This is a genomic window from Streptomyces sp. NBC_01723 (assembly GCF_036246005.1).
Lineage (GTDB): Bacteria > Actinomycetota > Actinomycetes > Streptomycetales > Streptomycetaceae > Streptomyces.
On record NZ_CP109171.1, the window covers coordinates 3,483,069 to 3,494,551 of the forward strand.

Below are 11,483 nucleotides of genomic sequence, written 5' to 3' on the forward strand. Positions count from 1 at the left end.
TGGCCGCACGCACCCGGGCGACGTCAGGGCATGACGGTGCGACCGCGAGTTGTGTATGTGGGGGTCAGGCGGCGTCGAGTACGAGCGCGCAGTTGCTGCCGCCGAAGCCGAAGGAGGTGCTCACGGCGACGCTCCCGCCGTGCCGGCGCGGGCCGCCGAGGACCAGGTCGAGGTCGGGCAGGCCGGGGTCGGCCCGCTCGGTGTGCGCGATGGGCGGGAGGATGCCGGTGCGCAGGCTGCGCAGGGTCAGTACGGCCTCGATGGCGCCGGCCGCGCCGAGGGTGTGGCCCAGCAGGCCCTTGTTGGCGGTGACGGCCGGGCCGTGCGGGAAGAGGCGGGCGATGAGGCGGGCCTCCGTCTGGTCGTTCTGCGGGGTCGAGGTGCCGTGCGCGTTGACGGAGGACACGTCCCGCACCGACATGCGCGCCGCCGCCAGCGCCCGCTCGACGGCGGCCGCGGCGCCCGCGCCGTCCGGACGGGGGGCGGTCGGGTGATGCGCGTCGGAGGTGTCGGCGTGCCCGAGCAGCCGCCCCAGCACCTCGGCCCCCCGGGCGCGGGCCTTCGCCGGCTTCTCCATCACGACGGCCGCGGCACCCTCCGAGATCACGAAGCCGTCGCGGTCGGCGGCGAACGGCCGGGACGCGTCGGTCGCCTTCTGCTCGGACAGCGCGCCCATGCGGGCGAACCCGGAGACGACGAGGGGGGTGATGGCGGCGTCCGTGCCGCAGGCGACGACCGTGTCGCAGACACCGGCGTCCAGCAGCATCTTGCCCAGCCCGAAGGCGGAGGCGCCGGACGCGCAGGCGGCGGCCACGGTGTGCCCCGGCCCGGTGATCCCGTACCGCGCACCGATGGTCCCGGCGGCCATGTTGATCAGGGCCCGGGGATGCAGGTACGGCGAGACCATGCCCGCGCCCTGCCGCTCCATCCGCCGGTGCTGCTCGTCATGCGTGGTGACACCCCCGAAGGCGCTGCCGACCACGATCCCCACCCGGCTGCCGTCCCAGCTACCGGGATCGAGCCGCGACTGCGTGAGCGCCTCCTCGACGGCGGCGAGGGCGAACCGTATGAACGGATCGGTACGGGCGGTCCCGCGCCCGGTCAACTGCCCCGGCCGCAGCTCGGGCACCCGCAGACTGTGCCAGGCCCCGGTACCGGCCAGCGGCTCCGGATCACCGCTCTCCAGGGACTCGGCGGCACACATCGCCTCCCAGGTCGAGTCGGCGTCGGTGCCGGCCGGCGTCACCAGTCCGGCACCGGTGATGGCCACGGGCCCCTCGGTCACGCCGCTTCCAGACCCGCGCCGGCCAGCGAGACGACTTCCCCCACGCTGAGATCCGCGATCCGCGTCTCCTCACCGGCGAGGTCCACGCCGGTCTCCTCCTTGATCCGCACGATCAGCTCGGCGACGGCCAGCGAGTCCAGCTCCAGGTCCCGCAGCAGCGCCGCGTCCGTGATGTCCGCCGGCTCCACTTCCAGATCCTCGGCCAGAATCCCGTGCACAACCGACTTGGGGTCCGTACTCATGGGCGTTCACCTCTGGGGCTCAGGGTTGATTCGACACCTCGAAACGAGATCGGGCTCCACTGTGCTGGCGGCCGATATGGGGCACCTATCGCGCCGTTATCAGGGGTACGAAGAAAGGCACACCTGGCAAAAGGGTGCGGGCACCCACCCGGAACCTCCCACTCCCCACCTCGCCCGCCACCACCCCTCCCCCACCCCACCCGCTACACTGTCCGCGACGGCCCAGCAGCCCTGCCGGGCCGCCCGCCTTCGTAGCTCAGGGGATAGAGCACCGCTCTCCTAAAGCGGGTGTCGCAGGTTCGAATCCTGCCGGGGGCACCAGTTCAGAAGGGGCCCACCCCCGAAATTTCGGAAGTGGGCCCCTTCTGACACCGGAAGAGCATGGCCCTCATCCCCTCGCCGAGGTGGGTCAAGATGCGCTCGACCTGGCTTTCGTCGTGGCAGCCGTCCATGCGCATGTCGGCCCGCAGCTGGTCGAGGGCTTCGGGATGCTCCGCCAACTCCGTGTACCCGACTTCACCCACGAAGGCACCCGCGTCGCGGCAGTGAACTAGCCAGTGCGGATCCTGCCAAGCGTGGAACCCAGGTGTGCGGCGGGTGACCTCGTACAACACGTCGTCGCTCACGCCGTCGAGCCCGTAGGAGTCGGTGAATTCACCCGCGAAGCGACCAGCCGCGCTCCCGTCTGCAATGCACCAGGGGCAGAAGCGTCCGCTGACCTCTTGCGCGGAGTAGAACGTGGCCGTGTAGATCCAGCCCGTGCTGCGGCCGCAGCAGGCACACGACTCGGCGGACGCGCGGATGGACCCGCTTGCCAGGGGATCCGGGTGATACCGGAAGCAAGCAGTCCGATCACAGATCGGAGGTGCCGCGCACGGCCCGGCGGCGCCGGCCGGTCGCCGGCGCCGCCCTTCCTTGCCTTCGTCACCCTGGACAACGGGCTCCCCCAAAGCCATTGCTCCGGTTTTGCCTGGTCAGGACCATGAGCAGTTTCGGCGCTGGCCGCGCCATATGTCCCGTTCGCCACTCACAGCAGGAGGTCGAAGACGGCTCGGGCCTCGTCCCAGTGCTGGGTCTGGGGGTTCTTCAGATCGGGGTGAAGGATCTTGAAGCTCTGGCCGAGGGCGAGGCTGAGTCCGCCCACGATGTCCGGGTAGGCCGCCTCGGTCTCCTCATCGGGCGTGCGGTCCAACGCGGGATGGGTGGCGAGCTGCTCCAGGATCGGCTTGATCTCCACTTCCTGGTCGATCTTCCGGAAGTGGTGGATGCACTCCTGCAAGCCCTTCGTGATCGGCAGGTCACAGGTCCGGATGACGTCGCGCCCGTTGGCTTTGGCAGTGGCCTGGGCGACGGTCAGCAGGTCGTAGAGCTTGGCGTCGACGAAGTCGCTGTAGCGCTTGAGATCGTTCTTGTCGACGTTCAGTCCTGCGGCCGCGCGAAAGAACCTCTCGAATCTGGCGATGGACATCACTGTCATGACGGCAACCTCCGGCTGCGGGAGCCGGGTGATTCCCGGCCCCAGGGCTTCCCGGCCAGCCTGGCCGACGGGAGCGCACGAGCGCATGCGCATGCCAGGCCCAATCAGGCTCACCGTCTCGCCCTGTCAGGCCCAGGCATCCGATTGCCCGGGTTGTCGGACGGGCCTGCGGATCTACGGGGCAGGGCCGGAGAGCGCTCGGGAGAGCCGGGTGAGCAGCAGCCCGAGTCGGCTGACGCGGATCATCCTGCCCACCAGCCGTTACGACACCGGGCGGAGCGTAGCGCTGCCGCCTGCACCCGCCGGCGGTACGGACGCCAGATGCAGGCGGCGTCGGCGTTACCCCGGACGCGTCTGCGGGAACTTGGGGTCGCGGGGCGGCCGACGAGGAGGTTCCTGTCATGCGGGTGTCGTCTCAAGGCGTTACGGTCGTGGCTCTCCTGGCGGATCCGTACACGCCGACGGAGATCGCGCAGCGCATGGCCCGGACACTTTCCACTCGGCTCGCCGACAAGTCGGGCCAGGGGCGGCGGTTCGTCGTCGAGGTGGTCAGTGAGCCGTTCACCTCGGGGGCAGAGGACCCGCCCACCTTGATGCGCCGGATCATGGACCGCGGGAGTACGGAGGACTGGGACATCGTCGTGGCCCTCACCGACCTTCCGCTGCACGCCCACGGTCGCAGGCTCGCTGCGGATCTGAATCACGAGCACGGCTTGGCGCTGCTCTCTCTTCCTTCGCTGGGGGGCCTGCGGCTGCAGACGAGGGTGCGGCGGGCCGTCGAAGAAGCCGTGCTCGGCCTGGCGGGTCCACCGACCACGGCGGCCGAAGGACTTCCGCGAGGTCAGCCGTCTCTGGGGCCACTCGACCATCGTCTCGAGCCTGTCCATCCGGGCCCGATCGGTGAGACGGAAGCCGACGATCTCCGGTACGTCGTCAGCGGACCGCGAGGTTACCTGCGAGTACTCGTCGGTATGGTCCGCGCCAACCGGCCGTGGCGGTTGGTGACGGGCTTGTCGAAAGCACTGGCGGCCGCCCTCGCCACCGGGGCCATCGCCACCCTCGACTCCACCACCTGGAGCCTCTCCGAGGCCCTGAGCACACCACGCCTCGTGATCGCCATGATCGGGTCCGTCGGACTCATGATCGGCTGGCTGATCGTGGACGGAGAACTGTGGCATCGATCAACAGGGGGCTCACCGGAGGCGAGGCAGCAGGCCAGGCTCTACAACGCCTCGACGGTCGTGACTGTGGGTATAGGGGCGCTCGTCTGCTACGTGGGTTTGATGGTCATCAACTTGCTGTGGGCGCTGTTCATCCTCAACGACCAAGTGTTCGCTTCCCTGACGCGATCCCCGTTGCACGCCACGGAGTACCTGACGCTGTCCTGGTTCGTCGCCTCGGTCGCCACCGTGGGGGGCGCGCTGGGATCAGGGTTCGAGAGCGACGAGGCGATCCGGGCAGCCGCGTACTCCAAGCGCGAACAGGAACGTCGCGACAGACTCCAGGGCGCCCAGGATGATTAGCCGGGGTCCGAATCGGAAGCACGATACCGACCGATGGACGTTGGCGGGCCCTGCGGTAGTCTCCCCCGCCCGGCTACCGCACCTCGGCCGAGCCGTCGCGCCCCGGCAGGGCGTTCCGCCCAGGCTCGCACCGTGAGGTGGCTTCGGACCTTCGGGGAGGTCGTGCGATCCGGGCTCACGGTCGAGGAGACCCGGCTGGAGCCTCTGCTCGCGCTGCGCACGGCTGCCGGGGTCGGGCTGGTCATCGGGGCCGCGCTGTGGCTGGCTACGCCTGCATTCGCCACGTCCGCCGCCCTCGGTGCCTTCTCCGCGGGTACGGCCACCTTCCAGCGCACCTGGCGTCCGCGCAAGGTGATCGCGCTCGGCGCGGGCGCGGGCTTGGCGCTGAGTACCTTCGTGGGGTACCTGGCGGCGGGGCGACTCGCGACGTTCCTCCCGCTGCTGGCCGTATGGGCCTTCGCCGCGGGGATGGCGTGGGCCCTCGGATCGACCGCTGGGATCGTCGCGGCGACGACGGTCGGCAGCATGCTGGTGACTGTCACCCTGCCCACGAGCATCGGGCCGGCCCTTGAGCACGCCGGGGTCATCGCGCTCGGAGGCGTGGCGCAGGCCGTACTGATCCTCCTGTTCCCGATCCGAAGATGGGGGGCTCATCGCGACGCGCTCGCCGACGCGCTGGCCGCCGTGGCCGACTACGCCCGTCGGCTGCAACACGACCCGGCTGCCCCGTTCGACCCGGAACCTCTCATGACGGCCCGGGACGCGGCCGCCGTGACGCCGTCGCAGGCCCGCACCCGGCCCCCCGCCCTCCACGGCCCCCGGGGCCTCGCCGAGCGCATCGTGCCGGTCATCGCCGCGCTCGCCGACCCGGACGTCGGCGCCCCGGCGGAGGGGCCCGGGCGGCACCGCGCGCGGGAGCTGCTCAATGCGGCCGCTGACGTGCTGGACGCGGCCGCGCGTTCGATCCGCTGCGGCACTCCCACCGAGATTCCGCCCCGGAGCACGGACATCCTACGCGTCGACGGCCAGGGCGAGGTGCTGGAGGGGCCTGCCCGGCACACCGCAGAAGAGCTCGTGAGGCTGCTCGCCGAGGCGTTGGAGGTCGCCGGGGGCGCCGGCGTGTACGACAGGGCGTCTACATCGTCCGGCCCCGCGAGCGCCCGGTTCCTGGTGCGCCCGACCATGTTCCGGCTGCTCCCCGTTGTCGTCCGCGCGGTCCGTCGCGAGCTGCGCCGCGACTCGCCCGTGCTCCGGCACGCCGTCCGCCTGGCGGCGGTGGCCCCGCTCGGCTATCTCATCGCGTCCCCGCTGCCCGTGGGCCACGGTTATTGGGCGCCCATCGCCTCGGTGATGGTGATGCGGCCGGACTTCCACCGGACGTACGCCCGTGCGGTGGGCCGCCTCGCCGGCACCCTGGTGGGGGTGGCCCTCGCCACCGGGATGGTGCAGGCCATCGGCCCCGACGCTCATCTGTTCGGTGCGCTCGCGGTGGTCTCGGCGGCCCTGTCGTACACGCTGCTCCGTACCGGCTACGCGTATTCCCAGTGCTTCACTGCCGCGTACGTCGTCTTCTTGCTCGGCATGGGGGGCCATGCGTGGGAGCAGACGGTCCCGGAGCGGGTGGTGCTCACCTTGATCGGCGGGGCCCTGGCAATGCTGGCGTACGTGGTGTTCCCCGCATGGGAGACCCCCCGGCTGCCGGGTCGGCTCGCGGACTGGCTCGCCGCAAACGGCCGCTACGCGGCCGCGGTGCTCCGCGGCTACGCCGAACCGACCCAGAAGCATCGCGCCGACCTGCGCAGGGCCCTGCTGGCGAGCCGGGAGGCACGTGCCGCCTGGCAGGAAGCCTACGACCAGGCGAGGCAAGAACCCGTTCGCCCCCGGGGCCTGACATCCCGCGAGGCGGAGGATGCGCAGGAGGCGCTCAGGGGATTCGACCGAGCGACGATGCTCATGGAAAGCCACCTCCCGGCGGCCGGCAGTCGTTCCATCCCCGAGGCGGAGAGGTTCGCCGACGCCCTGGAGGCGGACACCGCCCAGGCGGCAGACGACATGCGTGAACACAGAAACCCGGACTGGGGGCACGTGGCGGAGGCGCTCCATATATGGGAGGGCACCGCCGGGGACCGCAGCCCGGTACTGCGACGCGGTACGGAACTGCAGAAGAAGGCCCTGGACAATCTTGCGACGGCCGTGAGCCGCACACCCCTGGAACGGGACGTCGGCTCTGCTCGTGAGGAGCAACGGGTGCGCGCGGCTCTGGCCGCGGAGGGTGACGGATCAGGACCCGCCCGCGGAGGCGGGTGAGGGTTTCGGCGTCGAGGAGCGCGGCGTCTCCCGAGTCAGCCGGATCCGCCCAGCACGATCTTCCATACGCGGGTCGCCACCTGCAGGTTGAGCCGGTCCTCGACGTTCGCGAGGTCGTTGCCGCTGATGTCGCGGATTCGCTGGAGCCGATAGCGCAGCGTGCTGCGGTGGATCGCGAGGGACGCGGCGGTCTCGTCGTAGTTGCCGCCGCAGTCGAAGTACCGGGTCAGGGTGTCCACCATGGTCGCGTGGTGCCGGGAGTCGTAGTCGATGAGCTGCCCGATCCACTCGTGGACGAACGCCTCCAACTGCTGGTAGTCGTTGCCGGGGCCGAGGATGCGGTAGAGGCCGAGCTCGTCGAAGAACGTCGTGCCGTAGCCCTCGCGGGACTGGCGACGCACCTCCAGGGCACGCTGTGCCTCCTGATAACCCCGGGAAATGTCGTTCGGGGAGTCGCACGGGGCGCTCACCCCGATGGCCCCTGAATGTGTCCCCGTCTCCACGGTGAGCGCCTCGTACAGCGCGCGGGCGCGCGGCCTGGCGTCGGCGACCAGGACCACGTGATCGGAGCGCCGGGTCAGCAGCGAGCGCATGCCCTGGGCGGCGGCCGCCCGGCCCACGGCCTCCGCGAAGGAGTCGTCCACGGTGCGCTTGGACCACTGCACCACGACGATGTAGTGACTGCGGTGCAGGTCGTGGCCGATCGCCTCGGAGCGGGCGTAGGCGCTCGCCGTGTCCGTCCCGGCCAGGAGGTCATCGGCCAGCTCACGGCGCAGTGCCAGCTCGACTTCGGCAAGGTTGCGCATGTGCGCCAGCTCAAGGGCGAGTGACGTGGCGGCGTTTTCCAGCGCGAGCACGGTGTGCTCGTCCGCCTCGCCTCCGGCATCGAGCAGGGCGAGCACGCCCAGGATCTCGCCGTGTCGGCGGACCAGGATGATCAGCCGGTCCTCTATCCGCACCGGCCCGGCCTCCCGTGCGACGGCGTGCAGCATCTCGTCCTGACGCACGGGGTCGGGTTCCGGATAGGGGTCGGGCCGGCTCGGGCCGCTCCAGGACCTCAACCGACCGAACCGGTCCTCGACCAGCGCGGGGAGCCCGGTGAGGCCGTGGAGCGCCCGCGTGACAGCTTCTTCTCCGCCGCCCGTGTCGGCGACGTCGGTGAGGAGCGTGTGCACGGCCCGCTGGTACCGCTGCTCGGCCACGACCGAGATGAGCTGTCGCTGAAGGCCGGTGCGTTGCTCCCTCACTTGCTGGAGCTTCACCGCCTGGTCACGCAGGCGGCGGTCTGCGAAAGCGAGCGACAGAGCGGCGGCGGTGTACCGGACGAGCGTGCTCAGCAGGAATCGTTCTGCCTCGGTGGGCTCGGAATCGGACGTCACCACGAGGTAACCGTGGAGTCGCTGCAGTCCGCGCAGCCCGAGGGCGCGGCCCCAGGGCCTGTCGGGTACGGTCACCGGCCCGTCCTGGCCGGCCAGCTCCCGCACTCTCCGGTCCACCGCCGAGGGGTGATTCCGTCCGTTGGCCGGAGCCGGAATCAGACCGCCACCCCTTTCGACGAATCCGGCCTCGGCTCTGTAGGCCCCTACGGCCTCCACGTGGGCCATGGCCAGCCCGAGGATCTCGGCTTCGTCCAGAGTGTCGAGCAGAGCGTAGGAGAGCGCCGACAAGTCGCTGAGGGCACGGTCAAACCGGTCGGCCGATGCTGGCCGGCCCGCCGCCGGGGCAGCCGCGGGAGCCAACCCGCCGCCCCGTGGGAGATCGTTCTCCCGGTCGGGGCCACTGGAGTACGGATCCTGCACCCGGCTGCCGGCCATGGGATGGCTCCGTTCGCCCGAGCCCTCGGTGGACAACCGGACGGGTACCCGTCCGCAAGCCCACTCATTCGAGATAGACGACTTGCACCGTCTTGTGCCGACGGTGCGAACGGCCGCGGGCAATCTCGGCTCGCCAGGAGCAGGCGTGCCCCTTCTCGTCTCACCACCCTGGGGTGTGTCCGAGAACCTCAGCCCACACCGGCGGCAAGAGCTGGGCGATGACCGAGGAGCGAGCCCTGCGGGCCAGGAGGTTCCGGTCGTAAGTGGACCCACCGCGATCCGGAGAGCCGGCGCGGGCCGCCAGAGCAGGAGGAGATCCTCATGGCCAAGGCAGTGGGCATCGATCTGGGCACCACCAACTCGGTGATCGCCGTGTGGGAGGGCGGTGAGCCGTCCGTCGTGCCCAACAACGAGGGCAACCGCACCACACCGTCCGTGGTGGCCTTCACGGACAGCGGTGAGCGCCTGGTGGGTCAGCTGGCCCGTCGCCAGGCGATTCTCAACCCCAAAGGCACCATCTACTCGGCCAAGAGGTTCATCGGCCGGCACTTCGACGAGATCTCGGACGAGGCCAGAGCGGTCGCGTACGACGTCGTCGAGGGCGACGGCGGGGCGGCCCGCTTCAAGGTGGGCGACAAGCTGTACGCGCCCGAGGAGATCAGCGCTCAGGTGCTGCGCAAACTCGCCGACGACGCCTCCAAGCAGCTGGGCGAGCGGGTGACCGAGGCGGTCATCACGGTGCCCGCCTACTTCAACGACGCCCAGCGCACCGCCACCAAGGACGCCGGACGGATCGCGGGACTGGAGGTGCTGCGGATCATCAACGAGCCGACCGCGGCCGCCCTCGCGTACGGCATGGACAAGAAGCAGCACGAGACGGTGCTGGTCTTCGACCTGGGCGGCGGCACCTTCGACGTGAGCATTCTCGACGTCGGCGACGGCGTGGTGGAGGTACGGTCCACCGCCGGCGACAGCCACCTGGGCGGTGACGACTTCGACCGGCGTCTGGTGGATCACCTCGCGGACGACTTCCAGAAGGACAACGGCGTCGACCTGCGCAAGGACCCGCAGGCGCTGCAGCGGCTGTTCGAGGCGGCGGAGAAGGCCAAGACCGAGCTGAGTTCGGTGACGCAGACGCAGGTCAGCCTTCCGTTCATCACCGCCGACGCCTCGGGTCCCAAGCACCTCACCGACTCGGTGATGCGCTCCACGTTCGAACAGATCACCAGCGACCTGGTGGAGCGGTGCCTGGAGCCCGTCCAGCAGGCCATGGCTGACGCCAAGGTCGGCGAGAGCGACATCGACGAGGTCATCCTCGTCGGCGGCTCCACCCGCATCCCCGCCGTCCAGGCCCTCGTGCGCCGGCTGACCGGCGGCAAGGACCCCAACATGAGCGTCAACCCCGACGAGGTCGTGGCCCTGGGCGCCGCGATCCAGGCCGGGGTGCTCAAGGGCGAGGTCAAGGACGTCCTGCTGCTCGACGTCACGCCCCTGTCGCTCGGGGTGGAGACACGTGGCGGCGTGATGACGAAGATCATCGAACGGAACACCACCATCCCGGTACGCCGCAGCGAGACCTTCTCCACGGCCGAGGACAACCAGCCGGCCGTCGACGTGGTGGTCCTCCAGGGCGAGCGCGAGCGGGCCGCCGACAACCGGGTGCTGGGCCGGTTCCAGCTCACCGACATCCGCCAGGCGCCGCGGGGCGAACCGCAGATCGAGGTCACCTTCGACATCGACGCCAACGGCATCCTCGAGGTCAAGGCCCGCGACCGGGACACCGGCAAGGAACAGGGCATCACCATCAGCGAGAGTTCCAACCTGGACCGCGGTGAGGTCGAACGGATGGTCCAGGAGGCCGAGCGCAACCAGGGCGAGGACCAGGCACTCCGCGAGGCCGTCGACGCCCGCAACGAGCTGGACGCCGTCACCTACCAGGTCGAGAAGCGCCTCGCCGAACTGGGCGACACCGCCCCGGCGCACGAGAAGGCACGCGCCGAGATGCTCGTGTCCGACGCCCGGGCGGCGGTCAAGGAAGAGGCGGGCGTGGAGCGCGTACGGCCGCTGACCTCCGAACTCCAGCAGGTGCTGGCCGGGCTGGCGGCTGCCCAGCAGAGCGCCACCGCCGCAGGCGGGCCCGGCCAGGACACCGCCGACGGTGGCGCCGCCGGTGGCGGTGACGACGACGTCATCGACGCCGAGTTCGACAAGGACTGAGGCACGCCATGCCCACCCAGCCGAACGAACCCGACCACGCCGCGTCGGACCCGGCCGAGCCGGTGCCGGAAGCCGTACGACCGCCGCACGGGGACGTGCCGCGTCCGGACCCGGCGCCCGGGCCGGAAGCGGCGCGCGACGCGTCGGAACCCGACGCCGACCACGCCGAGCCCGCCGACGACGAATATGCGGCCGCGGTCCAGGAACTCGAAGACCGCTGGCGGCGCGCCCTCGCCGACCTCGACAACCTCCGCAAGCGTCACGCCAGGGAGCTGGAACGGGAACGGGCCGCGGAACGGTCCCGCACCGCAGCCGCCTTCCTCCCCGTCATCGACAACCTCGAACTGGCCCTCAACCACTCCGACGCCGCCCCCGGCGCGATCGTGGAGGGCATCCGGGCGGTCCGGGACCAGGCGGTGAACGTCCTCGAACTGCTGGGCTACCCGCGACACGCGGAGACCGGCGTCACCTTCGACCCGGCCCGGCACGAGGTGGTCGGGGTCGTCCAGGATCCCGACGCCCCACCGGGCACCGTCGTCGAGGTGCTGCGCCCCGGCTACGGCGACGGTGACACGCAGCTCAGGCCCGCCGCCGTGACGGTCGCGAAGCGGGAGTGAC

At 70.7% G+C, this 11,483-nt stretch carries 9 protein-coding genes and 1 tRNA gene; 5 read left to right on the forward strand and 5 right to left on the reverse strand.

All coding sequences use genetic code 11. The features are described 5' to 3' along the window. Positions 1 to 64 precede the first annotated feature (64 nt). Both OIE75_RS15900 and OIE75_RS15905 read right to left on the reverse strand, forming a co-directional pair. Entirely contained in the window at positions 65 to 1,285 is a 1,221-nt protein-coding gene (locus tag OIE75_RS15900) for a beta-ketoacyl-[acyl-carrier-protein] synthase family protein (RefSeq protein ID WP_307013012.1), read from the reverse strand. Further along, positions 1,282 to 1,527, reverse strand: a complete 246-nt coding sequence (locus OIE75_RS15905) for a phosphopantetheine-binding protein (protein WP_122619752.1) — start codon at positions 1,525 to 1,527, stop codon at positions 1,282 to 1,284. The genes OIE75_RS15900 and OIE75_RS15905 overlap by 4 nt, the downstream gene beginning before the upstream one ends. Before the next feature lie 245 nt (positions 1,528 to 1,772). Between OIE75_RS15905 and OIE75_RS15910 the strand changes: the two genes are divergently transcribed. Beyond that, positions 1,773 to 1,848, forward strand: a tRNA-Arg gene (locus tag OIE75_RS15910). A gap of 2 nt (positions 1,849 to 1,850) precedes the next feature. Here OIE75_RS15910 and OIE75_RS15915 read toward each other — a convergent pair. Next, positions 1,851 to 2,483, reverse strand: a complete 633-nt coding sequence (locus OIE75_RS15915; RefSeq protein ID WP_329471279.1) for a CbrC family protein — start codon at positions 2,481 to 2,483, stop codon at positions 1,851 to 1,853. 71 nt (positions 2,484 to 2,554) lie between these two features. Then, entirely contained in the window at positions 2,555 to 3,004 is a 450-nt protein-coding gene (locus tag OIE75_RS15920) for a DUF1931 family protein (RefSeq protein WP_307013026.1), read from the reverse strand. Between the two features lie 431 nt (positions 3,005 to 3,435). Here OIE75_RS15920 and OIE75_RS15925 point away from each other — a divergent pair, with 431 nt between their 5' ends. Together OIE75_RS15925 and OIE75_RS15930 are read left to right on the forward strand one after the other, a co-directional pair. Next, complete coding sequence (locus OIE75_RS15925) at positions 3,436 to 4,527, forward strand: hypothetical protein (protein ID WP_307013027.1); 1,092 nt, start codon at positions 3,436 to 3,438, stop codon at positions 4,525 to 4,527. Positions 4,528 to 4,659: 132 nt separating this feature from the next. After that, positions 4,660 to 6,834: an FUSC family protein gene (locus tag OIE75_RS15930; RefSeq protein WP_329471281.1), complete on the forward strand. Its 2,175-nt coding sequence runs from the start codon at positions 4,660 to 4,662 to the stop codon at positions 6,832 to 6,834. A 35-nt stretch (positions 6,835 to 6,869) separates the two neighbouring features. Here OIE75_RS15930 and OIE75_RS15935 read toward each other — a convergent pair whose 3' ends face one another. Then, on the reverse strand, positions 6,870 to 8,648 hold the full coding sequence (locus OIE75_RS15935; protein WP_329471282.1) for a PucR family transcriptional regulator: 1,779 nt from the start codon (positions 8,646 to 8,648) through the stop codon (positions 6,870 to 6,872). A 321-nt stretch (positions 8,649 to 8,969) separates the two neighbouring features. Between OIE75_RS15935 and dnaK the strand changes: the two genes are divergently transcribed. Further along, entirely contained in the window at positions 8,970 to 10,865 is a 1,896-nt protein-coding gene (dnaK, locus tag OIE75_RS15940; RefSeq protein ID WP_329471283.1) for a molecular chaperone DnaK, read from the forward strand. Positions 10,866 to 10,873: 8 nt separating this feature from the next. After that, positions 10,874 to 11,482: a nucleotide exchange factor GrpE gene (locus tag OIE75_RS15945; RefSeq protein ID WP_329471284.1), complete on the forward strand. Its 609-nt coding sequence runs from the start codon at positions 10,874 to 10,876 to the stop codon at positions 11,480 to 11,482. Position 11,483: the final 1 nt, after the last annotated feature.